Origin of the sequence: Solwaraspora sp. WMMD937, from assembly GCF_029581175.1 — a bacterium.
In the GTDB taxonomy this organism is placed as follows: Bacteria; Actinomycetota; Actinomycetes; order Mycobacteriales; family Micromonosporaceae; genus Micromonospora_E.
This window is the reverse complement of the sequence record NZ_CP120738.1, coordinates 1,950,425-1,974,618: the sequence shown is the minus strand read 5'-3', so window position 1 is coordinate 1,974,618 and position 24,194 is coordinate 1,950,425. Positions and strand designations below refer to the sequence as shown.

At 66.0% G+C, this 24,194-nt stretch carries 16 protein-coding genes and 7 pseudogenes; 11 read left to right on the top strand and 12 right to left on the bottom strand.

The window, feature by feature from the left end:
* Positions 1-29: 29 nt before the first annotated feature.
* A pseudogene (locus tag O7621_RS08390) lies at positions 30-1,454 on the top strand (IS1380 family transposase); the annotation flags it as partial.
* 254 nt (positions 1,455-1,708) lie between these two features.
* Here O7621_RS08390 and O7621_RS08385 read toward each other — a convergent pair.
* From O7621_RS08385 to O7621_RS08345, 9 genes and pseudogenes are all read right to left on the bottom strand, one after another.
* A pseudogene (locus tag O7621_RS08385) lies at positions 1,709-2,260 on the bottom strand (transposase); the annotation flags it as partial.
* Positions 2,261-2,302: 42 nt separating this feature from the next.
* Positions 2,303-3,013, bottom strand: a pseudogene (locus O7621_RS08380) (IS256 family transposase); the annotation flags it as partial.
* Positions 3,014-3,038: 25 nt separating this feature from the next.
* Positions 3,039-4,532, bottom strand: a complete 1,494-nt coding sequence (locus tag O7621_RS08375; protein WP_282233491.1) for an ISL3 family transposase — start codon at positions 4,530-4,532, stop codon at positions 3,039-3,041.
* Between the two features lie 149 nt (positions 4,533-4,681).
* A pseudogene (locus tag O7621_RS08370) lies at positions 4,682-5,005 on the bottom strand (transposase); the annotation flags it as partial.
* A 44-nt stretch (positions 5,006-5,049) separates the two neighbouring features.
* On the bottom strand, positions 5,050-5,829 hold the full coding sequence (gene istB, locus O7621_RS08365; RefSeq protein WP_282233490.1) for an IS21-like element helper ATPase IstB: 780 nt from the start codon (positions 5,827-5,829) through the stop codon (positions 5,050-5,052).
* Entirely contained in the window at positions 5,822-7,246 is a 1,425-nt protein-coding gene (istA, locus tag O7621_RS08360; protein ID WP_282233489.1) for an IS21 family transposase, read from the bottom strand. Before istA ends, istB begins: the two co-directional genes overlap by 8 nt.
* Positions 7,247-7,376: 130 nt before the next feature.
* Positions 7,377-7,574, bottom strand: a pseudogene (locus O7621_RS08355) (transposase); the annotation flags it as partial.
* 124 nt (positions 7,575-7,698) lie between these two features.
* Positions 7,699-7,803, bottom strand: a pseudogene (locus O7621_RS08350) (IS5/IS1182 family transposase); the annotation flags it as partial.
* Positions 7,804-8,150: 347 nt separating this feature from the next.
* Positions 8,151-8,380: pseudogene (locus tag O7621_RS08345) on the bottom strand (IS1380 family transposase); the annotation flags it as partial.
* A 1,437-nt stretch (positions 8,381-9,817) separates the two neighbouring features.
* Here O7621_RS08345 and O7621_RS08340 point away from each other — a divergent pair.
* Positions 9,818-11,308 (top strand): hypothetical protein, encoded by a 1,491-nt coding sequence (locus tag O7621_RS08340; protein ID WP_282233488.1) that lies wholly within the window; start codon positions 9,818-9,820, stop codon positions 11,306-11,308.
* A 247-nt stretch (positions 11,309-11,555) separates the two neighbouring features.
* Here the strand turns inward: O7621_RS08340 and O7621_RS08335 are convergent, their stop codons facing one another.
* Positions 11,556-11,777: a GntR family transcriptional regulator gene (locus O7621_RS08335; RefSeq protein ID WP_282233487.1), complete on the bottom strand. Its 222-nt coding sequence runs from the start codon at positions 11,775-11,777 to the stop codon at positions 11,556-11,558.
* A gap of 352 nt (positions 11,778-12,129) precedes the next feature.
* On the opposite strand from O7621_RS08335, the gene O7621_RS08330 reads away from it, so the two are divergent.
* The 4 genes from O7621_RS08330 to O7621_RS08315 are packed head-to-tail and all read left to right on the top strand — an operon-like array spanning position 12,130 to position 16,989.
* Positions 12,130-12,555 (top strand): DivIVA domain-containing protein, encoded by a 426-nt coding sequence (locus tag O7621_RS08330; RefSeq protein ID WP_282233486.1) that lies wholly within the window; start codon positions 12,130-12,132, stop codon positions 12,553-12,555.
* Complete coding sequence (locus tag O7621_RS08325; RefSeq protein WP_282233485.1) at positions 12,552-14,570, top strand: hypothetical protein; 2,019 nt, start codon at positions 12,552-12,554, stop codon at positions 14,568-14,570. The genes O7621_RS08330 and O7621_RS08325 overlap by 4 nt, the downstream gene beginning before the upstream one ends.
* Entirely contained in the window at positions 14,570-15,004 is a 435-nt protein-coding gene (locus tag O7621_RS08320) for a DivIVA domain-containing protein (protein ID WP_282233484.1), read from the top strand. The genes O7621_RS08325 and O7621_RS08320 overlap by 1 nt, the downstream gene beginning before the upstream one ends.
* Positions 15,001-16,989, top strand: a complete 1,989-nt coding sequence (locus tag O7621_RS08315) for a hypothetical protein (protein ID WP_282233483.1) — start codon at positions 15,001-15,003, stop codon at positions 16,987-16,989. The genes O7621_RS08320 and O7621_RS08315 overlap by 4 nt, the downstream gene beginning before the upstream one ends.
* A gap of 352 nt (positions 16,990-17,341) precedes the next feature.
* On the opposite strand, the gene O7621_RS08310 is transcribed toward O7621_RS08315, so the two are convergent.
* Entirely contained in the window at positions 17,342-17,896 is a 555-nt protein-coding gene (locus O7621_RS08310; protein WP_282233482.1) for a hypothetical protein, read from the bottom strand.
* Positions 17,897-18,236: 340 nt separating this feature from the next.
* A complete protein-coding gene (locus tag O7621_RS08305; protein ID WP_282233481.1) occupies positions 18,237-18,917 on the bottom strand; it encodes a transposase domain-containing protein in 681 nt (226 codons plus the stop codon).
* A gap of 887 nt (positions 18,918-19,804) precedes the next feature.
* Here O7621_RS08305 and O7621_RS08300 point away from each other — a divergent pair.
* The 5 genes from O7621_RS08300 to O7621_RS08280 all read left to right on the top strand — a co-directional run bounded on the left by O7621_RS08300 (position 19,805) and on the right by O7621_RS08280 (position 24,121).
* Entirely contained in the window at positions 19,805-20,833 is a 1,029-nt protein-coding gene (locus O7621_RS08300; protein WP_282233480.1) for a hypothetical protein, read from the top strand.
* 102 nt (positions 20,834-20,935) lie between these two features.
* On the top strand, positions 20,936-21,913 hold the full coding sequence (locus O7621_RS08295; RefSeq protein WP_282233479.1) for a hypothetical protein: 978 nt from the start codon (positions 20,936-20,938) through the stop codon (positions 21,911-21,913).
* Between the two features lie 56 nt (positions 21,914-21,969).
* Positions 21,970-22,212 (top strand): hypothetical protein, encoded by a 243-nt coding sequence (locus O7621_RS08290; RefSeq protein WP_282233478.1) that lies wholly within the window; start codon positions 21,970-21,972, stop codon positions 22,210-22,212.
* Positions 22,209-22,880: an ABC transporter ATP-binding protein gene (locus O7621_RS08285; protein WP_282233477.1), complete on the top strand. Its 672-nt coding sequence runs from the start codon at positions 22,209-22,211 to the stop codon at positions 22,878-22,880. Before O7621_RS08290 ends, O7621_RS08285 begins: the two co-directional genes overlap by 4 nt.
* Positions 22,874-24,121 carry an ABC transporter permease gene (locus O7621_RS08280; RefSeq protein ID WP_282233476.1) on the top strand — a complete coding sequence of 416 codons (1,248 nt, stop codon included), beginning with the start codon at positions 22,874-22,876 and terminating at the stop codon, positions 24,119-24,121. Before O7621_RS08285 ends, O7621_RS08280 begins: the two co-directional genes overlap by 7 nt.
* Positions 24,122-24,194: the final 73 nt, after the last annotated feature.

Here is a 24,194-nt window from a genome sequence, read left to right as displayed (position 1 = left end):
CAGGGAAAATAGGGCTTGTCGAGAGTCCTATGCAACCCGTCACGGAAGGCACTTGCTGGGTGAAGGCTACCGCAACACGTCCGAAGATCACGGTGACCGGGGACGGGCGGGGCGTGGTCGGTCACGCTGGCGCCCGGCTGCTCGCCGATCTCGCCGACACCACCGGTCTGACCAGCGCGTTCGGGCGGGCCCTGGCCGGTCTGCGGCGACGCCGGGGCGGCCACGATCCGGGCCGGATCGCGGTCGATCTGACGGTGATGCTCGCCGACGGCGGTGAGGCCATCTCCGATCTGGCCGTGCTCCGTAACGAGGCGGCCCTGTTCGGCCCGGTCGCGTCCGACCCGACAGCGTGGCGACTGTTGTCGCAACTCGACGCCACGCTGCTGGCCGAACTACGGTCCGCCAGGGCGCACGCGCGTGAGATCGCCTGGGCCCAGCACGTCGACACCCGTGGTGACCTGCCGCAGCCCACGGTGGCCGGCCAGCAGGTCGACGGCCTGGTCCTGGACATGGACGCCACCATCGTGACCTGCCACTCGGAGAAGGAATCAGCGACCCGTACCTGGAAGAAGACGTTCGGGTTCCATCCGTTGTTGTGCTTCCTGGACAACACCGGCGAAGCTCTCGCCGGTCTGCTGCGTGAAGGCCGGGCCGGGTCCAACACCGCCGCCGACCACATCACCGTGCTTGACCGGGCCCTCGCGCAGATCCCTGACCAGCACCGGCACGGCACCCCGATCCTGCTGCGCTGCGACGCGGCCGGTTCCAGCCACGGCTTCCTCGCCCACGTCCGCGGCCTGCGTGAGCAGCATCTGGACATCCGATTCAGTGTCGGCGCCGCGATCACCGAACCGGTACGTGAGGCGATCCGCGCCGCGACCGGCTGGGTCCCCGCCGTCGATACCGATGGCGACCTACGCGAACACGCCGAAGTCTGCGAGATCACCGGCCTGTTCGACCCGGCCGGCTGGCCCGAGGGCACCCGGTTCGTGGTCCGCCGGGAACGCCCGCATCCCGGCGCCCAGCTGTCGCTGTTCGACACCATCGAAGGCTGGCGGCATCAGGTCGTGGCCACCGACACCCCCGCCGGTGACGGATCCGTCCAGTTCCTGGAGGCCCGCCACCGGGCACACGCCCGCGTCGCCGACCGCATCCGCTGCGGCAAGAACACCGGCTTCGGCCGGTTCCCGTCCCGACACTTCGCGATCAACCAGGCCTGGCTGCAACTGGCCCTTGCCGGTATCGACCTGCTCGCCTGGACCCGGATCCTGCTCCTGGACGGCGACCTCGCCACCGCCGAGCCGAAGAAGCTGCGCTACCGGCTGCTGCACGTCGCCGCCCGTATCACCCGCACCGCCCGGCGGACCCGTCTCGCCATCGCCGCGAGCTGGCCCTGGACCGACGCCCTGACCAGCGCGTTCAGCAGACTCGCCGCACTGCCCCGACCCGCCGGCTGGCAACCCGGCCCACGTTCCGACCAGCGATCACGGAGGAAACCCGGCCCCGCGCCGGGCCCTCGTCATGCCAACAAAACGGTACCGAACACCCAAAACCCGTTTCATCGAATGACGGCTATGGGCCGACGCTCAAGTGAAAGACCGAGGCTAGGAGGGAGATGCCGCAATCTAGGCCGCCATCCTATATGCGCTGTTTGTGCGTACTTGCTCATGCAGCCCACTCGGCCACTAAGAGTGACCGGCAATAGGCGTTACCTGAGTCGGCGGGTTGTCGGCCGGGTGTCCCAGCGGTAGAGCGTGCGGGCTCGTTGGATGAGTTGACGGATCGTGACGATCGCGGCGGCCAGGTAGAGGTAGAAGTCGATGATCGTAGCGTTGCGGTCGGTGCAGCGGCGGATCTTGCCGAAGCCGTTCATCCACGAGTTCGTGCGCTCGACCACCCACCGCCTACCGACTTGGATCGGGGCGGGTACGCCCTTGCGGGCGATCTCGGCGTCGAAGCCGAGTTCATCGAGCAGCTCCCGGGTGCGGTTGCTGTCGTAGCCGCGATCGAGGTGGGCTGTGACCCGCTCAGGCCAGTGATGGCGGAGTTGGGCGCTGCACGCTTCGAAGGTGTCGCGCAGCAGCGGCGAGTCGTGCCCGTTGGCCGGGGCACCGGTGATCCCGAGCGGGATGCCGTAGCCGTCCACACCGGTCGAGCGCTTCATACCGCCCTTGCCGCGGTCGACCGGTGAGCGGCCGGCCCGGTCGCCGCCACACGGCGCTTTCGTGATCGCGCCGTCAGCGCTGACGTCAGTCAGGTCCGGGAGTGTCAAGTTAACGGCTGATCTTGGCTGTTGAGGTGGTCAGTCGTTGGCCGGGGTGAGCCGGCCCTCGAAGGCGATCTGGAAGGCGTTCAAGGGTGCCTTCCAGCGCATGGTCCATCGGCGGCGGCCGGCGCCGGTGGGGTCGAGGCTCATCAACGCCATGTAGACACACTTGAGCGCTGCGGCCTCGTTCGGGAAGTGGCCGCGGGCGCGGACGGCCTTGCGGATGCGGGCATTCACCGACTCGATCGCGTTCGTGGAGCAGATGACCTTGCGGATCTCCACGTCGAACGCGAGGAAGGGCACGAACTCGGCCCAGGCGTTCTCCCACAGCTTCACGATCGCCGGGTACTTGCGGCCCCAGGTTTCGGCAAACTCGAGGAACCGTTCGGTCGCGGCGTCCTCGGTCGCGGCGGTGTAGACCGGCCGCAGCGCTTTAGTGATCTTGTCCCAGTCCTGCCGGGCGGCGTAGCGGAACGAGTTGCGCAGCAGGTGGACTACACACGTCTGCACGATGGTGCGCGGCCACACCGTCTCGACCGCCTCGGGCAGGCCCTTGAGTCCGTCACAGACGAGCATGAGCACGTCCTGGACGCCGCGGTTCTTCAGCTCGGTGAGCACGTGCAGCCAGTGCTTCGCGCCCTCGCCGCCGTCGCCGGCCCAGATGCCGAGGATGTCGCGGTGCCCGTCCACGCTGACCGCCATGGCCAGGTAGATCGGCCGGTTCGCGACCTGCCCGTCTCTGATCTTGGTTCTGTCGACGATCTTGTGATGGTCAGGGGGCGAGTAGGACGCGTTTGCGGAGCAGGCCGAGTCCAGCCCGGCCGAACATCTGCCGTTTGATCATCTTGAGGCGGTTGATGCTGCCCTCGACGGGGCCTGAGCTGTGTGGCATGGTCAGGCCGTTGCGAATCGCGTCGATGTCGCGGCGCAGGTTGCGGGCGAACCCGGCCAGCGGTGTCAGGGTGTCGGTCTCCGCGGCGGTGATCCACTGTTCGAGGCGTTCGCCGTGGCGTCCGGTCATCATCGCCGCGAACGCTCGGACGTGCTTGACCAGGCGGTTCAGGTCTTGGTCGCGGTTGCGGATGTCGCGTAGTTTCGCGGCGTCGCGGGCGTCGACTCGGTCGGGGTGGGTCATGATCCATGACGTGACCTGGCGGACGGTGGGTGGCTTCGGACCCGGGTGCGGGGCGTGCCCACGGCCTCTCCGGAAGCTGCGTAGGTAGCGCTGGACAGCGAGATCCCCGCCCGGATAGCCCTGTTGCTGGATCTCACGGAAGAGCTGGGTGGCGTTGCGTTCCCCTTCGTTCCAGCGTTGATGCAGGTAGCCGGTGAACGGGTCGACCACATGAGTACGTTGCTCGGTGACCGCCGTCAGGTCTTCGACGCTGCGGGCGTTGGCGAACTTGCGAACGGTGGCCGGATGCAGGCTGAGCCTGCGGCCGATCGCCGCTTTGGACATGCCCTGAGCAGCAAGTTCCTGGACGGCGTTGTAGTTTTCACGCAGCCGGGTGACGATCTTCTTCTCCGACGGCGGTTGTAGCATCTTCGGCGCGGTGTCGCCGGTCTGCGGTGGTGTCGGCGCGATGAGTGCGGCCCGGTGAAGGTTGAGCGTCTTCTCGACCGCTTGGCCCAGGTTCTGCCAGAGGTGGAAGCGGTCGGCGACCTGCACCGCGTCCGGGGCGCCCTGGCGGGCTCCCTCGCCGTACCCGCCGGCTCGGTCTCGGCAGATGACCTCGACGCCGGAATGTTGCTGCAGCCAGGCGGCGAGGCTGTCACCGTCGCGGCCGTCGAACAGCTCGATGGGGCGGTGGGTGTCCATGTCGATGAGGATGGTGCCGTAGTGGCGGCCTCGCCGGAACGCGAAGTCGTCGACACCCAGGACCCTCACCGCCGTCACCGTCGGATCGGGCAGCGCTTTGACCAGCTGTAACAGCGTGTCGCGGCCGGCAGGCACCCCGATCGCGGTGGCCAGGCGGGCTCCGGCGCGGCCAGCGAGTGCAAGGCCGATCTCGGTCAGCAGCCCTCTCAGCCCCGGTGTGAACCGGGCGTACGGGGAGGTCACTCCATTGACCTGCTCGACGAAGGTCACCACCGGGCAGCCGAGGTTGTCGCAGCGGAACCGTCGTACCTGCAACTGGAGTAGCAGCCTCAGTCCGGCGATCGTAACGTCGCGTAGTCGTCGCAGGTAACGGCCATGAACACGGGTGGAGCGCTGTCCGCAACCGCCGCATCGGGCGGTCGAGGACCGGACCCGGGTGCGAAGCACGACACCTTCCTTCCCGTGCTCAACACCGTCGATCAGCAGGCCGGACAAGTGCGGCAGCAGTTGCTCCAGAAATGAACACGCTCGACATGATCACCGACAGCCCGGCTGCGCCGAGGCGACTGTCTACATCACAAGATCGTCGACAGAACCCGGATCTTGACGTTGATGGCATCGATGAACACGACCGGGTAGACCCGGTCCAGGGGCCGGTTCTGCCACTCGGCCATGCCGTCCATGACCTTGTCGGTGATCGTGGAGATGGTCTGCTTGGACACCTCCGCGCCATAGACCTCGGCCAGGTGCGCGGCGATTTCGCCGTGCGTCAGGCCCTTGGCCGACAACGACAGCACCATGTCGTCGACGCCGGTCAGGCGCCGCTGCCGCTTGCGCACGATCTGCGGCTCGAACGTGCCCGCCGCGTCGCGGGGGACCCGTACCTCGACCGGCCCGACGTCGGTCAGCACGTGTCGGGGTACCCGCTGTAGTGCAGAGGTGCGTACGGCTTGATGTGCAGAGGTCAGGCGACGTTCATGGTGGTGTTGTCGATGGCGGCGAGGCGGTTCTTGAGGCGGTAGCTGGGGCCGTTGATCGGGACGACGTCGCAGTGGTGCAGGAGACGGTCGAGGATGGCGGTGGCGAGGACCTCGTCGCCGAAGACCTGTCCCCACTCGCCGAAGCTCTTGTTCGAGGTGAGCAGGGTGGAGCCCTTCTCGTAGCGTTTCGAGATGACTTGGAAGACGAGGTTCGCTTCGGCGCGTTCGAGGGGCTGGTAGCCGACCTCGTCGATGACAAGGACGTTCGGGCGGAGGTAGGCCTGCAGCTTTCGGGTGAGTCGGCCGATCGCGCTGGCCGCGGTGAGGTGGCGGACCATGTCGTCGAGGGTGGTGAAGTAGACGGTGAACCCGGCGCGGCAGGCGGCGACAGCGAGGGCGATGGCGATGGCGATGTGGGTCTTGCCGACTCCGGGCGGGCCGAGCAGGGCGACGTTGGCTTTGGCCTGGACGAACGCGAGGGTGGCCAGGTCCCGGACCTTGCGGGGGTCGAGGTCGGGTTGGAAGCTGAAGTCGTAGTCGTCGAGGGTCTTGTGGTGCGGGAGCCGTGACAGGCGCAGACCTGCCCGGTAGCGGCGTTCGTCCCGGACGGCGATCTCTTCTTCGAGGACGAGGTCGAGGAACTCCAGGTAGCCCATGGAGTCGGTCTCGGCGCGGCGGGTGACGTCCTGCAACGCGGTGGCGAGGTGGGACAGGCCGAGTTTGGTGGCGCTTGCGCGGATGCGGCTGGTGACCAGCTCACTCACGGGTGACGTCCTTCGTGGTGTGGTTGGTGAACGGGCTGGCCTGAGCGATCTGGTCGTAGACCGACAGCGGGCGGGCCTCGACGGTGATCTGCGCTGCGGCGGCGCGGGTGAGCAGGGCTTGCAGCGGTCCTCGGGCGGTTTCGTGGCCGGGCCGGCGACGACCCGTGGCGCCGTGTCCGGCGGGGTCTGTGGTAGTGACGGCGCGGGTGTGTCCGTCGGGCAGGCCGTCCCAGTGTGTGTCGTCGACGACGCGGGCGCCGCGACCGACCGCCCGCTGGTGGGTCGCCAGCAGGGTGTTGCCCTCGGTGTCGGGGACGGTCGCGTGGATGGCGATCGTCGCGGCGCTCGCGCGGATCTCGACCAACTGGCGGTGTCGGACCCGGCGGGCGGGCACGGAGTAGAGGTTGCCGGCGTAGGCGACGAGGCAGTCCTTGCCGACATGGCGCAGGTGCCGGTCCGCGATCACGTACGGCCTGGCGGGGATCGGCCGCAGGGCGGCGTGGTCCCGGGCGGCGCGGACACCGATGACCTCGCCGTGGGTGCGATGTGTGCGGGCATGTCGCTGCGGGACCCAGGCGAGGAACGCGGCGTCCAACTCGGCCAGCGAGGAGAACCCTCGACCGGCCAGGACGTGGTCACGCACGATGGTGACCTGGCGTTCCACCCGGCCTTTGCCGGTCGGCCGGTAGGCGGCGAGTACATCGATGTCGAAGTCGTAGTGCCCGGCGAACGCGACCGCTTCCGGGTGCAGCGGCACCGCCTCGCCAGGGGCGACGTGGCGGCGGACCACGGTCTTGGTCCGGTCGTAGACGACCGCGGCCGGTACCCCACCGAAGTGCGCGAACGCCCGTCGGTGACAGCCCCAGAACGAGGCCAGGTCCTGGCTGGTGGTGAAGCAGCAGAACGGGTCCCGCGAGTACGACAGCACCATGTGGAACGAGTAGACCTTCGGGATCCCGACATGGGCCAGGATGCCGCCCTCGTCGCCCCAGTCGACCTGCGCCTGCGCGCCCGGAACGACCTCGAAACGGCGATGCAGCCCCGCCAGCTGGTCCGGGGCGATCCCGAGTTCGGCGGCGATCCGTGGCCGCGCCTGCTGCAGATACAGCTTCACCCGCTGGTAGTTGCCGGTGAAGCCGTACTGCTGCACGAGCCGCTCGTGGATCACCGTGCCCTTCAGCAGCAGCTCCGCCCGCAGCCACGCATCGACGACGTGCGCGAACGCGTCGATCACCTGACCGGTCGACCGCCGGGTCGGCTTCGGCGGTGACACGCCCGCGTCACCGGCCAGGTACTTCTTCACCGTCCGCCAGTTCAGACCGGTCGCACGCGCGATCTCCGACACGCTCGCTCCAGCGGCGTGCAACGCCCGGAACCGACGCACGTCCAGCCACCGCTGCTCATCCAACGCCCCCATCGCCAGCCGCCCCACACAGGTCCGATCACGACCCGGGCAGCGTCACACCACCCCAGCCGATCACGCCGGACAGAGTGTGCGCACCTCTGCACATCAAGCCGTGCTTATCTCTGCACTCGAACCCGTACCCCGACAGCGCGGTCTTGGTCCGGCTGCCGTTACGCGTGTTCCCGCCGTTTCGACCAGCTGGGTCGTGCTTGTCGTAGCCGACGTGGTCGGTGATCTCACCGTCCAGCGCCGACTCCAGAACCCGCTTCGTGAGCTGCTGCAGCAGCCCACCCTCGCCGGTCAGTTGCAGCCCGTCACCACGAGCCCGATCGACCAGCATCGCGATCAACTGTTCATCCGTGACCGCACCCACCGGCTCGGCGGCCGGCTGTCCCACGGTGGTCTCGGTCGTCATCTGGCGTCTCTCCCTTGATCGGTCGATCAGCCGTTATTTGTACAGTCCCGTGACAGCCCAGCGGATGGGCCGGGTCGAACTCGGGTTGTTCGGGCCACAACGCGGCGAACTGGACCCAGATGGGTTCGAGCAACGATGATTGCAGCGCAGGCACGGGACTCCATCGGTTGCAGAGCGTAGAGAACTCCGATGATCGATGGACCCGTGCCTGCCTACTACTTCCAGGTACCCGCATGTCCGGATCTTGGACCCTATTGCCGGTCGCTCTAAGGTCATCACTCACTGTTACCACCCGATGTGAGCCAGGGGTGTTAACTTGACACTCCCGTCGCCGGCGCTAGCCTCGGTCTTGCATTAAGTGTTGATCATGGTCGTTCGACGGCTTGTTGATCTTGATGCGTTGGTCGATGACGTCGGGGCATGGTGGTGGCCCGACGCGGGGTCGGGTTCCTCCAGTGGCTGTTGGTCGGGATCGTGGTCGTGGTGTTCAGGTGATCGGTTGTCCGCGATGGCCTCACCGCCGTCGGCGATCGTCACCGCCAGGCCACCGCGACCCGTCCCGGGTCGTGCCCGCCCCGCCGCTGCCGTGACCCTGACAGGGCTTCGCTGAATGCACTGGTCAACCCTGCCGCGTCGGCGACGTCGGTCAACAGACGGGCGCCGGCGTGGCCGACCACGCCACGTCCGTCGCCGCTGACGATGATCTTCGGGCGTGTTCCGGTAGCCTTCACCTGACAGGTGCCTTCCGTCTGGGATAGATGAGACCCTCAGCAAGTCTTATCTTGCCAGTTCGGAAGGCATCTTTCATTCAAGATCCACTATCTGGACCCGCCCTTAATGAAGGGCTGAGGCTAGGCAGACGACGCGCTTGCATACTCGCCAGCGCCGCCTCGGCCAAGTGCTCCCGCATCCTCGCTCGGCCACCCCGCAGTTCGGTCGTCAGACCGGCGAGTGAGACAAGGCCTTCCGCATCGTGATCCTTCCCGCTAGGTTGCTCTCGCCGAGACGGGGAGGACGATAGATGGCGACCGTGGCTGCTAGTGGGTCGAACGCGTGGCTAGTGCTGGCTGTCGGTGCAGAGCGAGAGCACGGTGGCAACGATGGGTATGACGACGACCCAGACGCTCGCTACAGCTGGGACGATACCGTTCCGAATGCCCGGACCGTAGCTGTCGGCGATCGGATCGTTCTGTGGGACAAGGAGGCGGTCATTGGCGCCTCCGTCATCGAGGCGATCGAGACAGGCCACGCGGAGAAAATCCTCTATCGGTGTCCTCGGTGCAACGGGGCGAATATCAAGAGACGCAAGCGAGAGTCACCGCAGTTCAGGTGCTTCCCCTGCTCCGACACGTTTGTCGTAGCGTCGACGCGGGTTGAGCGGGTTGAGACTTTCCAATCGCGTCATGACGCCAACTGGGTCGATCTCGGCCGTTGCCTGGACGGGCCAACCTTACGCAGCCTGTGCGTCTCCCCAAAGTCCCAGCTCAGCATGCGGCCACTGCGGTGGGATGACTTTGCTGACGCGCTACGTCGCGTTGGCAGAGCGCGGGAGGCAACGTTCCTTGATGAGGCGGCTCCTTGGGTGCACCCACGCCCAGGAGGACATCGGCAGGCAAGGGTGCGCGTTCGTGTAGGTCAGGGTGGGTTCAGGGATCGCCTTCTCGCGGTGCAAGGGCCGGTATGCGCCTTCACCGGGCCCGGTCCGGCTGCCGCGCTGGAAGCGGCGCATCTGTACAGTTACGCAGCAGTTGGCCTACACCACGACGACGGCGGTCTCCTGTTGAGACGGGATTTTCACCGGCTCTTTGATCAGGGAGACATTGCCGTGGACCCTCGCACTCTCACCGTCCGCCTGCGGGACGAACTGCTCAGGTACCCCAGCTACGCCCCTGTACATGGCCAGCCGCTGGCAATAAAGCTCGAGCGGGGACAAGCGGCCTGGATTGAGAAGCACTGGAGGCAGCACCGAGCAGGTGCGCGTTAAAAGCCCATGCACGCCGTAACGGACCGTTACGAAGGGCAGGCGCACAGGTCAGCTCGCGGTCCATCTCGGTCAATAGAAACTGGCCTCCTTCTCAAGTCTGTCGTCTCACATGCGAGAACTGGGATGCGGCCATTGGTCAGGCGGGAGCCTTCCAACGGAGGTACCATCACTGTACGGTGTGAACGTGCCAGAGACTGAGCCCGATCACATCGACGAGCCGGAGCAGGATCTACCCGAAGACCTCGGTCCTCCGCTCGACGTTGACCAGAACGACCCTACAGACGAACCGGAAGCCGAGCTCAGCCTAGATCAAGCGATCGAAGCGGTCCGAAGAGCCGGATTCGATGCAGAACCAAGCCGAATCGACGTTTTTGTTGATCGATTTTCGAGTAGGCCGCGATGGATATCGCTATTCAAAGTTGGTCCAAATGGGAAGAAGCAGCCCATGGGCATCCTTCCCACATACGCAATTTCCTCATTTCTCGACGAGCTGGATGCCAGCTACATAAGGAGCGAGAGCGGGCTATCGATAGCGTCGAGTGACGGCAAGTACGTCGAATTAATGATTTCCCCCGGGGGTTCCGGCGTTAGCCTAATGAGCCTGTTCAGGGGCGACGATGTCCACGACTCGATCCGGCTGAGCTGCCCTCAAGCCGGCAGTGACCCTGAGCATCAGTTCGCGTTCAGGACAGCATTTGGGCGCTCAGATCGGCCGGTATCGGTATCAGACCTGTGGGGATCCGACCGCTACCGCAAGACGGTCGCAATGCATCTGAGCAACATGCACGGGGACTGTCTCGAAATATCAATACCATCCGCTACGATGGCCGGAGCCTTCTATCAGGTTGCAAACGGCTTTCACCCAGTCAATCTTCCGAAGGCCGCCTCGATTAAATTCCGCTTCACAGCTGCCTCCTCGGTGGAACTCGCCATCAAAAAAGCAGAAAAGATAGCCGCATCTCTCTTCTTCGAGCTCGCCGCTTTGGGCCGCCACACGCTCCGACTACATGAGCCACCCAAGGGCCGCCGACGACGACTTCCAAAGCCGCAAGACTACAACAAGGTGCCGCGTTACCCGCCCCAGTACGTGGACCCGCGCGCAAGTTCGTTCTTCGTTGGCGCCGCGGATGCCCCAACTCCCCTAAGCGCTTATCTCTCTTACTACCAGTCCATCGAGTATTTCCTACCCTATAGCGACGAACGCACAACAATTGATCGACTCCGGCGCGAGATATTCTCTCCTGGCTTCGACTTGGCAGACAATAAATCGCTGCTGCAGCTGGCGCGGGCGGCGGGCCGACAGGCAGGCAAGAGCGAGCGGGAGTCATTCCAGAACTTGCTCAATTTCGCCCTTTCCTCCGACAAAGCGGAGGCAGTATTCAGTTCAGTGCAAGACCGTTTCAAAGACCACTTCGGCCGCAGAGGGCCAATCAGCGGCGTGGGTGAGATCCACATTCAAGGAAAGCAGGCTCCGCTTGTGAGTCAGATCGCAGCAAGGATTTACGACCTGCGTTGCCGGATCGTGCACTCTAAAGTGGATGGCGGCAGCACCGGAACTGATCCACTGTTCCCGACCGATCCCCAAGTGGATCAGTTGCAGCCCGACATTGAGTTGGTCCAGCTTGTAGCAACCGAGGTAATCACCGCTTTCGCCACACCGAGCTTCCAGGCATAGCGGCAACTATTCGTAACGCAAAGTGTTTAGTAGTTCTGCACGGTTTGATCGCCGGCCTGGATCGTAACGGTACGGTAGCAGCAGGCGATGGTGACGAAGCGTCTAAGGGATTCGGTGCGACGACACCACCGCCCTCGGGGGATAGACGGCACCCTGCCAAGTCGTGTCTGAGTGGCAACAAGCCGATAGGCGAGGGTCAACAGACGATCACAGGCCTGCGGATATCCATCGAGAGAAGTCCGGCGCGTTACTTCCGTTCGGCGACGAAGACGCCAACGCCGGGCAGGGTCTCGGTGAGGCCCTTGACCCGCAGGTTCTGCATCGCGCGGTCGATGACGGGCTCGGTCACGTCGTAGTACTCGGTCAGCTCCCGTCTGCTGGGCAGCCTCGACCCAGGCGGGAACTCTCCCGCCCGGATACGTTCTTCCAGCTCGTCGGCGATCTGCTCGTATCGGTAACGCGGTGGCAAGGTGGTCCCTCCGGTCGGCAGTAGAAGTCAACCACCATCGACTGGCCCTTGACTACCCAAGGGGACCTATGGGAGCTTGATCCTCGCTTCCCTCCGGTCGGCAAACCTGGCAGGGCGGCACAGGAGCACCCAGACCGCCACGGGTGCTCCGGTCGGGGCGTGTAGCGAGTCATGCCGTTGGGCGTCCCGGCCCCGAAGGTTTGCCCTGGTCGCCGTACTGCCAAGGAGGGCTGCGGCGATTGGGGTGGGGGTGGCCCCGCCGGGATCGGCAAGCGGCAGGGCCACCCCCGTCCAGGCACACCCACGACACCCCCTGAACGGCACCAGCAGCGAAAACGGGGAGGAACACGTGATGCGAGAACTCTGGCGGCGCTGGCGACTGCGCTGGCAACGCCGCAAGATGGCCACCACCCCACCGCGCGACTGGCCCAACGGCAGCGGCGTCTACCGCGTACCCGCTGGTCGCAGCCGCAACCAGCGACCCACCGCGTACCGGCCGATCCGCCCTTGGCAGATCCGCAGCCACCGCTTCCCGACGGCCCCCCGGCGCGGCGGCCGGGGCCTGGACCCCGGCGAAGTCGCCGCCTTCCTCGAAAGGATCGCCCACGACCTCGGCATCGTCTACGCCGAACTCGACCGCACCTACGAGCAGAACGACCGCATCAAGGAAGCGCTCCGGCGCTGGCAGACCAGCCAGGCCCGCGCCGCGCAGACCACCATGCACCTGCCCGCCTGGACCGGCGCCAGCGCCACCACCCGGTACGCGGGGCAGTCGTGACCGAACCGCCCCCGCACCCCGTCACCGTCGTCACCTGCCCCGGATGCCACGGCAGCGGGCACGCCGCCACCAACGACACCGCCGACAGCCCCGCCCAAGCGTGTGGCCGCTGCGGCGGAGCCGGCAAACGCCGCGCCCAGCTCGTCCTCACCGCCGTCAACATCGACACCGGGGCGATCGCCTCCGCCAACGTGCTGCCCGGCATCACCGCCGCCGCACCGACCGACGACGACCCGTACTGGTTCCTGAACCTGCTACCGGTCATCTGCGACCTGACCCGCCAGGTCGACGCCGCCGACCTCCACGACCCGCGAATAGCCGGCCAGCCGATTTTCGCCCCCGAGATGCGGCTCGCCAGACAGTGGCAGCCCGACCTGCCCGTCGACCAGCGGTACGTCCTCGAAGCCGAAACGATCGCCGCCCAGGCCCACGACCCGTGGCGGATCTGGTACGGCCGCAGCACCCCCGAACTGCCCGCCGACCCCGCCCAGCGGCTCGCCGCCCTCGGTGAACTCGCCGAGCTGCTCTGCCTCGACCTGGTCGTTGAAGTCCGCCGCAGCCCACACGACCCCGACAGCGGCCGCTTCCACTGGGACGTCCGCTTCGAACTGCCGGGCAGCCCGGTCCCTACCGGCGTCGGCAGCTACGACAGCTTCACCGACGCCGCTACCTGCGTCGACGTCGCCCGAGCCTGCTATGCGCTGGTCGACCGCAGCCGGCACGCCCCCGCCCACTACGTCACCCCACGCCCCGCCAGCCACATCAGCCTTCGCCCGCCACCCGTCGACCCCGACCAGCTCGAACGCCGCATCGTCGCCGACTGCCTCGCCGCACTTCTCACCGACGGGCCGGCCCTCGGCGCGCAGGCCATCTGGCGCAACGGCCGCTGGTGGCACACCACCCTGCACGCTGACACCGACACCGACACCGACTCTGGCTCCGGCGGGCGGCTGGTCCGCACCTGGCAGCCGTCCCCGCCGACCTGGCAGGGCCCGCCCATCCCGTACCGGCGCTGCCCCGACTGCGCCCACTGGCCAAGCTGGGAAAACTGCGACTGCGCCCGGATCAACGGCTGCGCCACCTGCGGCGGCACCCACCGCATCTACCACGGTGCGACCGTCACCATCGCCGTCGGTCGCCGCCAGGTCCGCCACCTCAACTGGCCACCCCCCGGCGGTACCTCGCCAACTCCACCGCCCTGCATCGGCTACCACCCGAGCGGCAGGACCATCCACCAACTCCCACCGGAGTACCAGCTCACCCACCAGCTGACCGCGCTCGGCCTCGACCCGACCGAGTTGACCACCCTCGACGGATTGACGAAGTTCCTCCGCGACCACGAACTGCTGCACGGCTACGCCACCGTGCAGCAGCCCGGCGGGGACCCGATCACCGCCTACCTGGAGGACGTCACCAAGGGGCATCCCGTCGGCCGCATTCTGCTGCACGCCACCCCACCGAAAGTGCCACCACTGGCCACAGTGGTCAAACTGGCGTACGGCCTCGGCGTGGCCCTGGTCGTCAGCGTCGCCGACCACCGCCGCAGCGACGGCATCCCGTACCAGGTCCAGGGCCTGCGCTGGGGAGTCCGCCTCGCCCCACCCGACACCACCAGCCCACTCGGCCGCTGGTACCCCGGGGCGTACGAGGTCAGCCTGCCGAAAGCGATCGCCCAAGCCCTGGAGTACGTCCGCCACGCGAGCAACGCGATCCTGCCGACCGACCCGACCACCCCGATCCCCGCCCCCACCAACCTCGACGCAAGCTCGGGTGGCGCAGGCGGCGACACCGCCGACCCGGTGCCGGCGCTCACCGTACTCGCCACCCACCACCCCGGCACCGTCGTCACCGCCGTGCTCGCCCCACAGCGGTACGACGTGCACCTGTCCGACGGCTCACACCACACCACGCTGATTGCCACCGCCGACACCCTCACCGCAGCGGTCACCGCAGCGATGGCCACGACACCACCAGACCCGAACACCAGCAGCGAAGGAATGGGGAGGAACACGTGATGCGAGAGCTCTGGCGACGCTGGCGGCTGCGCCGGCAACGCCGCACGATGGCCGGCACGCCACCGCGCGACTGGCCGAACGGCAGCGGTGTCTACCGCGTACCCGCCGATGGTCGTAGCCGTAACCAGCGACCTGCCGCGTACCGGCCGATCCGGCCCTGGCAGATCCGCAGCCACCGCTTCCCGACCGTCACCCGCAAGGCGCACGGACCCGGCCTGGACCCCGGCGAAGTCGCCGCCTTCCTCGAACGGGTCGCCCACGACCTCGGCGTCGTCTACGCCGAACTTGACCGCACCTACGAGCAGAACGACCGGATCAAGGACGCGCTCCGCCGCTGGCAGACCAGCCAGGCCCGCGCCGCGCAGGCCGCCGTCAACCTGCCCGCCTGGACCGGCGCCGGCACTCCCACCACCAGGTACGCGGGGCAGTCGTGACCCACGACCCGACCCCGCACCACACTGTCACCGTCGTCAGCTGCCCCCGCTGCGACGGCAGCCCCGCCGCAGCGTGCCCGCGCTGCGGCGGGGCGGGCAAACGCCGCGCCCAGTTCGTGCTCACCGTCGCCAACATCGACACCGCCGCCGTCGCGTCGGCGAACGTCGTACCCGGCGCGGTCACCCCGACCCGCACCGACGACGGCCGCTTCTGGTGCCTCGACCTGGCACCCGTCGTCGACGACCTCGCCGCCCAGGTCGGCGCCGCCCACGTCTACGACCCCGAACTACCTGGCGAACCGATCTTCGCCCCGTGGGCGGAGCTGCCCGCCGGCTGGCAGCCCGACCTGCCCGACCACCAACGGCACGCCCTCGAAGCCGGGCCGATCGCCGGCGAAGGCTACGAACCATGGCGGATCTGGTACGGCCGCAGCGCCGCCCCACCACCACCCGACCCGGCCCGCCGCCTCGGCGAACTCTGCGAAACCGCCGAACTGCTCTGCCTCGACCTGGTCGTCGAAGCCCGCCGCGACCCACTCGCCCCCGACAGCGACCGCTTCCGCTGGGACGTCCGCTTCGAACTGCCCGGCAGCCCGGTCCCCGCCGGCACCGGCCGCTACGGCAGCTTCGCCGAGGCCGCCACCCGGGTCAGTGTCGCCCGCGCCTGCTACGAGCTCGTCGACCGCAGCCAGCACGCCCCCGCCCACTACGTGACCCCACGCCCGGCCAGCGGCATCAGCCTCGGCCCGCCACCGGTCGACGCCGACCAGCTCGAACGCCGCATCGTCGCCGACTGCACCGCGCTGCTCACCGGCGAACCGACCCCCGGCGCGCACGCCATCTGGCGCGACGGCCGCTGGTGGCACACCACCCTGCGCACCACCAGCACCGACACCAGCACCAACACCGACGCCGGCACCAGCACCGACACCGCCGTCAGGCTGGCCCGCTCCTGGCAGCCGCCCCCACCATCGTGGCAGGGACCACCGATCCCGCACCGGCGCTGCCCCGACTGCACCCACCTGCCCCACTGGGAAGACTGCGACTGCGAACCGATCGGTGGCTGCCGCACCTGCGGCGGCAGCCACCGCATCTACCACGGTGCGACCGTCACCATCGCCGCCGGCCGCCGCCGGGTCCGGCACCTCAACTGGCCACCCCTCGGCGGTACGCCGCCAGCCACACCGCCGTGGATCGGCTACCACCCGGGCGGCAAAGCGATCCACCAGCTCCCGCCGGAATACCAGCTCACCCACCATCTGACCGCGCTCGGCCTCGACCCGACTGAGCTGGCCACGCTCGACGGCCTGACCATGCACCTGCGCGACCACGAGCTGCTGCACGGCTACACCACCGTGCACCGGCCCGGCAGCAACCCGGTCACGGCGTACCTCAAAAATGTCACCAACGGGCACCCTGGCGGCCGGATCCTGCTGCACGCCACCCCACCGAAGGTGCCGCCCCTGGCCACAGTGGTCAAACTGGCGTACGCCCTCGGTCTGGCCCTGGTCGTCTCCGTCGCCGACCACCGCCGCAACGACGGCATCCCGTACCAGGTCCAGGGCCTGCGCTGGGGGATCCGCTTCGCCCCACCCGACACCACCACCCACCTCGACCGCTGGAACCCCGGAGCACACCAGCCCAGCCTGCCGAAAGCGATCGCGCAAGCCCTGGAGCACCTGCGCAACGCCAGCGACGTCACCGTGCCCACCGACCCGACGACCCCGGTCCCCGCACCGACCAACCTCGACGACCACGCGGGTGAGCCCGGCGGCGCAGGCGATGCCCGGCCCGACAACGGCACGCCCGACCCGGTGCCGGCGCTCACCGCACTCGCCACCCACCACCCCGGCACCGCCGTCACCGTCCTGCTCACCCCACGGCGATGCGAAGTCCACCTGCCCGACGGACCGCACCACACGAAGCTGATCGCCACCGCCGCCACCCTCGACGGGGCGGTCACCGCGGTGACTGCCGACATCTGACCGCACGCCGCCGGCTCGGCGCCCGGCGATAGTTGGCACCGGGACGATTGATCCCCCATCTCGGGAGGAGGGCGGGTCAACGCCTACGTAAGGCGGAACCCGCCCTCATCCCATTGCGGTGAATGTCACTTATTGAGGCGGCAGGGCCGCCGCCGTAGCCGGCTCGGCCGGTACGAGGCGATACCCTTCGGAAGGCGAGGGTCGTAGGCGGGCACGAGCCGTGGAGCATCTTCCGGCTCGGGAGCACGACGCGCCCGACGAGCGAGTCTCGCGACGAAGTCGCCAAGCCCACGAAGCACGTAGGCTAGATAGGCGGTCGACCGTGCCATACGCCTCCTTCGGACGATCCGACTCAGTCGCAGTTGATGCGTAGGTAGTTGAGCGACTGTACGGACTGGCTGTACGCGCCGAACTGAGCATAGCCCGTGGTGACCACTCGGAAGTCGTGTGTTCCGGTGCCAGCGCACTCGTAGTAGTCCCACAGTTCCTGCCACGGGTCGTACTCCCAGTTACCCGACGCGGAGGACATGGTCTCCCATCCGTACCACCGGCTTCGCTGGATTTTCACATCGACCTTGGCGGGCGTGTACCCGCTGCCGGAGCAGGACTGCCACCCGTTGCCCGAGAGGTAGGTGCCGTTGTGGTCGATGTCCGATGCGTAGACGGTGCAGATCCAGTCGGCCAGCGTGTCGACCCCACCGGAGCCGCTGGTGTTCGTCGATGTGTGTGGGACTGGCGCTTCCCTGGTCGGGAGATCGTTGTCCCATGCGGGAACGTGCGTGGCGACTGAGGCGTGGGTGGGCGCGTCAGCGCCGCCACTGGGCGCGGCTACTGCCACGGTGGGCGTCAGACCGAGAGCGATGAAAGCCGCAGCTAACGCACCGGCTAGAAATCCCCTTGTCCTCATTTCTCTCCTTTCGGACAGGGCGGCTATCGGGGAAGGGTGACTGTGGCGGTTCCTCGCCGCAGTCGTTCCATGATCGTCGCTTTCCGAACTTGAATGACTTCGGAAAGTTGTGATCGATCGATGTCTGAGAGTGGTTAACGACGTTGGTTGTGGCAACCCCGTTGCGAGGATGCTCCACAGGTGAGCTTGTTCACTGCGTTGTACGTCGCGGGCGCGATGACCACCGAGTCCCCCGGTGGCAAGGTCCGCCGGCCGTCGCCGTCCATGGGCCTGGTAGGCGCCGCGTACGGGGTTGCCGGTCAGCTCGGTGACAGCGGAGATGTCGATGACGTCGAGTGGGTCAGGCGCTTCGCGCTCTACGCTCGATGTCGCTAATACCGCCGTCGATACGCATTGCGGGGGTGGGTGGTGTGTCCGGTGCCGATCGCGTCGCAGGCCGCCGCTGTACAGGCTGATCGTGTGAGGCGGGAGCGGGTACCGTCGGACCTGACGGCGCGCCGGGAGGTAGAGACCCTGTCCGCGCCGTGTCGGCCAGGTCGAACACGGTGCCGTCGATCGCGGTGACCAGCAGACCGAACGCGTACGACTCGGGCCCGAACGTCGGTGTGGACCGAGCGCCGGTGGTGAACACCCGCTGGTGCACCGCCGCGGGGAGTCTGCCCCGGGCCTTCGACACCGCCGCGGCGGTCGGGGTGCCCTCCACCCGGGTCCGGGGGATCCGTGAGGTCACCCGTGAGGTCACCACCGACGTGCTCTCCCGCCGGAACAGGCACAGCCCGAGCACGATCATCACCGTGACCGCCCCGGTCAGCACCCGCCGCCGGGCGTCGACGTGCCCCACTACGGCCTGCGCCCGCTCGATCAGTGCGGCATCGGCCAGGAGCGGCCACAACCGGCCGGTCACCTGCTCGTCGAGGGTCCCGACACCGGCGGGCCCGGCGATCACCGCTGCCCGCAGCGTCTCCCGCTGATCGGCGGCCTGTCGCACCGCACCGGTCGACAGCATGGCAGAATCCGACACCGAAGCTCCTGGTTGGAACATGTGGATCTAGTCAATCCATGTCCTACCAGGAGCTTCTTCACGTCCCGCACCCGACCCACACTCACCCCGAAACCGGCGCTATCACCCACAAAACGACCAAAGTTTAGGTCAGTGCATCATAGGCCGTATCGGGCGATGGGCCCAGACACGCGGATTGGCAAAACGTAGTCGAAAAGGCCGAGAGTCACTCTTCGTACTCGCACGACTCCCACAGAGAGCGCAATAATCGCCCGCATTCTAAGCTGGGCACCCGTCCACCCAGCACCGTTCCCAACATCATCCCCTGGCGAGTCATCCTGGCATATGACGTGGGTGAATACGCTCAGTTACCCATTGCACGCGTTCCGCAACCTGGTGCAACGTGTCTCTGCATAGACGGTCGTCAACGGGGAGGCGAGTAGCCTATGGCCGTGCTCCAGGCGCACCACGCTCCCTCCATTAACGAGTGGAGGGCAACATGACAGTCCGATCTGCGTCATCCAAAATGGCGAGCCTCTTGGCAGCAGTAGTACTCACAGGAGCACTAATCGTTTCGCCACAGTCAGCTAGAGCAGACGTTGGCGATGGAACGCTCAATTGTTCTGTCGGTGAAATTTGCCTCAAAAAGCACGACGACGGATACTTCGAGCGCGACCTGCGGCATTTTTGGTACAACGACCTCGATCACGACAACGACAACTGGAGCGGCCCTGAGGGTGGCGTCGTAGGCGAGGCTGCCTCGATGTACTGGAACCGGGATACCGAGTGTGACGTATACGTTCTCGATTACAAGCCAATGATCGGCCTGTTTGCATGGCTCCAAATGTACCAGAACGGGTCGACATGGTACTGGCCAGCAAGCACCTTCATAGGCTGGAACGACAGGAATGACGGCCACCGTCGGTGCGCTCCAGAGTGAGATCCGAACGTCCAGCGAGGACCCGCGGAATCAATGCACCCCGTCCAAGTGGCAAGGTGAAAGGCAATCAAGAAAGATGCGATTGATTCGCAACCGCGCGGCCATACTTAGCGTTTTAACTGGATTTCTCCTGATGGGTTGCGGCACCACCGCGACGGATGGAGCAAGTCGCAATGCAAGTAACGGACAGCAGTCGTTCGACCTGTTCCTCGGGGACAAGGTAGGGGTGATCGACTACGCCCTGAACCTACTCCGCAACCGCTGCCTAGCCGACTCTGGCTACCCCCAGAACCTCCAAGGTATGGCGGCCGGCCCAACGACCAGCTTCCCGTACCTCAAGATTTCTGCAAAATCGTTTGGACCGACCAGTGAAGACGAGGCACGACGCTTAGGTTTCGGCCTTGATGCACCAGCCCAGCCTGGCCGAGTCGTGAGTTTTGACCCGAGCTACGACAGAGTTTTGGAACGTTGCCAGAAGGAGGCATACGATTCACTTGACTCCAACACCAAGAAAATACTGAATTCATATAAAGATCTCGGAAACGTTCTCATGACAGAATTCAGCGTAGCGATGGATAGATTCATCGAAAACGAGATGCCAGATGCGTCCACCGGGCTTCTGCGATGCCTCAAGAACAAGGGCTATCGTCCCGATGACGAGGTAGCGTTTCTCGCGAACCCCGATCATCGTGGTTTCGGCGTCAAGTTCGGGGATGTCGAGGGCGGCGAGGATAACTGGGAGCCCAAGCGAGTGAAAGGCACTGTACAACTGGGACCACCAATTCCAGCGAAACGCTACATTCCCACACCGCAGGAATCGAAGCTCGCGGTGGCCTGGTTTCAGTGCAGGCGTGACATCGGTTTAACCCCGCGCCTGATTGCGTTCTCCAATACAGCCCAGGCAAAAATTGTAGCTCAGCACGAGGCTAGGCTAGTTGAACTGAACACCGATATCGAACGAATAGCGCGGGATGCCGCCCAATTCGCCAATCGGTGAAGAAGCCTTTTTCGGTCGCTACGGATCGCTCACGCAGCGATCCGTAGCGCAATCCAATAGGCACTAGGGGCATGAAGGACTGACGCATTGAGATCAAATTGGATGTTCAGGTCGGCAGTCACCGCAACGCTCGGCGGGATCATCGTCGCGGTAATCGTGTTGGCATTCTTCCTCGGCGGCCGACTACAGTCCCCCGAGCAGGTCGCTGCGGACGCCGCGCCGCCATCGCCGTCCCTTGTCACCGTGGCCGCACAGCAACGGGCACTGGTCGAGCCGGTTGTGATGCGAGGTCAGGTCAGGGCAGGCCCGAGCTTCCATCTGCTACCACCCCCAGGTTCGGTGGGTGACACCAGCGTCGTCACCAAAGTATTGGTCAAGGTTGGAACCTCACTCGTAGAGGGGATGGTCCCTCTCGAGCTATCCGGAGAGCCGATGATTACGCTGCGGCTACCGTTCCCGCTCTGGCGCGACCTAAGCGGGGGAATGAAGGGCCCGGATGTTGTTGAGGTGCAGAAAGCCCTGGGTAGGCTAGGACATCAACTGCCGGTGAGTGGAACGTGGGACGCCTCAACCCAGCGAGCGGTCAGTCGACTATTCTCGGCCCGAGGGTACGACGCACAAGCTGGCGACAGCAAAGCAGCCGAGCAACTCAGCGCTGCCAGGACCGCAGTCGACGACGCCGAGTTCGCGTGGGAGACCGCGAATACCACGGGTGAACGTATCATGGAAGCTCAGCGGCGCCTGGACTCAGCTAAAGACGAACTGCGCCGAGCCGAAATCCTCGCCGGACCGGTGCTGCCACTGCGCACCGTTCTCCAGATCGACCAGGCTAAACGCAAAATAACCAGGGTAGGAGTCCGGCTTGGCTCGGTCTTGAGCGACCCACGCGCCCCACTGCTGGAACTTGACAGCGCGGACCCGTACGTCTCTGCGACCGTCTCAGCCGAGCAGGCCAAACTAGTCACCCCAGGCCAGGAGGGTGTCGTGGTTGACGAGATCGCTGGGAAAAAGCGATTGTCAAGGTATCTTCGGTGGCGACAGAAATGGCACCTGGGGCGACCGGTCTGGAGGTGCGGCTAGCGTTCGTTAGCGCAGCGGTATCGGCAGAAACAGAGCGTTCCGTACGGGTTGATCTAATGTCGGCGACCGACGAGGTCAAGAAGCTCTCCGTCCCTGTTACCGCAGTGTATGCCCGCCCGGATGGAACCATGTTCGTCAGTATCGCCGAAGCTACCGGAGATGTGACTGACGTAACTGTAAAGGTAGACCGAATCGCAGGGGGGTGGGTCGGGATAACCCCCGAGACGGATCTACTACGTCCGGGTACGCTCGTGGTAGTTGGCGAGCACGCCAACGAGCTACAGCCGGCGGACCCGTGACCGCCCTACTGGAGCTGCGCGACGTGAGCCGGACGTATCTCGCCGCGCAGCCGGTATATGCGCTACGCACCACCTCACTAGCCATTGACAGTGGTCAGTATATTACTATCATTGGCGTTTCCGGCTCCGGCAAGTCGACACTCCTGAACATCCTTGGCTTGCTCGACCAGCCTACGTCTGGCTCATACCATGTATGTGGCGTAGCCACGGAACGTCTGGACGAGGTCACTCGGGGAGCAATACGCGGACAGCTATTCGGGTTCGTGTTCCAGGCCTTCCACCTGCTCGCCGGACGCAGCGCGCTGGAGAACGTGGAACTAGGCATGCTCTACGGCGGGCAGCGCGCGCGGATCCGGCGGCAGCTGGCGACGGAGGCCCTGCTGCGGGTTGGGCTCGATAATCGGTTACATTCGGATCCCCGCACCCTTTCGGGTGGTGAGCGGCAGCGGGTGGCTATCGCTCGGGCTATAGCGACACGGCCACGGGTGGTGTTCTGCGACGAGCCGACCGGCAACTTGGACAGCGCGAATACCGAGAACATCTTGAGTCTTCTCCAAGACCTGCACAGGGACGGGCTAACCGTGGTGGTCGTCACGCACGATCCCAAGGTGGCGGGCCACGGCCGGCACCGTCTGAAGGTCAGTGACGGCGAGGTGACCTGGTGCTGAGGCTCCAGCGATTTGTGAGCCGGCGTGCGACGCGGCGTGCCGTTCGTGAGACGCTGGGCGTAACCCTCCCCCGCCTCGGCCTCTCTACCGTGCTCAGAGAGGCTGTCGTTTCGGTCCGGCGGTACCCCAGCCGATCGCTAGTTGCGGCGATCGGTACCGTCTTGGGATCCGCTGCGTTTGTTGCAACACTCGGGCTTGGCTCGACGCTGGAACGGCAGGTCTCCGCGTCATTCGACGTTTGGCGAGCCACCGAGGTGCTGGTACGGCCGGACGACAAGAGCCTCGACCCGTCGTGGCAGGGGCCGGAGGGCCTGACCCGATTGCGTCAACTGAACGGTGTCGAGGCAGCCGGACACCGACTGGTGCTCGGTGAGCGTCTGATTGCACGCGCCCCCGGTGCCGTCGGCATCGCTACGAATATGATCGGCGCAGATCCGCAGGCAGTAGCCGTCGTGACGCCAAGACTGCTAGCCGGCCGCCACTTCGACGAGTTCCACCAACGTCACTCTGTACCCGTGGTGTCGCTGCCTATCTCGGTGGCCGATCGCCTACATATCGGCCGCATCGGTGTCGCCGTCTATATTGCGGATCGCGCATTTACCGTAATCGGAATCTTCGACGATGTGGAGCGTCGGCCGGAGACGCTACTATCGGTGCTTATGCCGGCCTCGGTCGCGGAATCCCTGGTCGACCGGCAAGATGTAAACGTGGATCGGGATGTCGTCATCGCTACCGCTCCGGGTGCTGCACAATTGATCGGTACCCAGGCAGCGCTGGCGCTCTGGCCACAGGCACCGTTCTCACTGCAGGTCGTCGCACCGCCGGACCCACAAACGCTGCGCCGCGAGGTCGAGGCCAGCGTCAGCCGGTCCGGCCTGATCATCAGCGTTGTGGCGCTCGCAATTGGTGCCCTTACGATCGGCAACTCCGCCGCTGCCGCGATCACCGCACGGACTGCGGAGATCGGCCTACGTCGGTCCGTCGGTGCCCGGCCTCGGCACATTCTCGCTCAGCTACTGGCCGAGACAACGGCACTCGGCGGCTTCGGTGGCGTGGTCGGCGCAGTCGTCGGCGTTGTGATTACTATAGGTGTTTCCCTAGGGAACTCCTGGCAACCTGTCATCGATCTGCAGGCCGCGTTTGCGGCTTCGGCCGTCAGTGCCGCGGCCGGTCTACTCGCCGGATTCTGGCCGGCAGTGCGGGCGATGCAGGTCCAGCCGGTGTCCGCCCTCCAAAGGTGAACTGGGGTTGACCCGGTTTGACGGATAGGGTCAGCACGTCGATCCCACGCCACCTTGCTTGCTGACCTGCGGG

Bases quoted from the DNA above. Each gene is read 5' to 3' on its own strand.
- istA (WP_282233489.1), bottom strand. From the start codon at position 7,246: ATGGGGGCGTTGGATGAGCAGCGGTGGCTGGACGTGCGTCGGTTCCGG.
- O7621_RS08330 (WP_282233486.1), top strand. From the start codon at position 12,130: ATGCGAGAACTCTGGCGGCGCTGGCGACTGCGCTGGCAACGCCGCAAG.
- O7621_RS08320 (WP_282233484.1), top strand. From the start codon at position 14,570: ATGCGAGAGCTCTGGCGACGCTGGCGGCTGCGCCGGCAACGCCGCACG.
- O7621_RS08310 (WP_282233482.1), bottom strand. From the start codon at position 17,896: ATGAGGACAAGGGGATTTCTAGCCGGTGCGTTAGCTGCGGCTTTCATC.
- O7621_RS08300 (WP_282233480.1), top strand. From the start codon at position 19,805: ATGACGGCCACCGTCGGTGCGCTCCAGAGTGAGATCCGAACGTCCAGC.
- O7621_RS08295 (WP_282233479.1), top strand. From the start codon at position 20,936: ATGTTCAGGTCGGCAGTCACCGCAACGCTCGGCGGGATCATCGTCGCG.
- O7621_RS08290 (WP_282233478.1), top strand. From the start codon at position 21,970: ATGTCGGCGACCGACGAGGTCAAGAAGCTCTCCGTCCCTGTTACCGCA.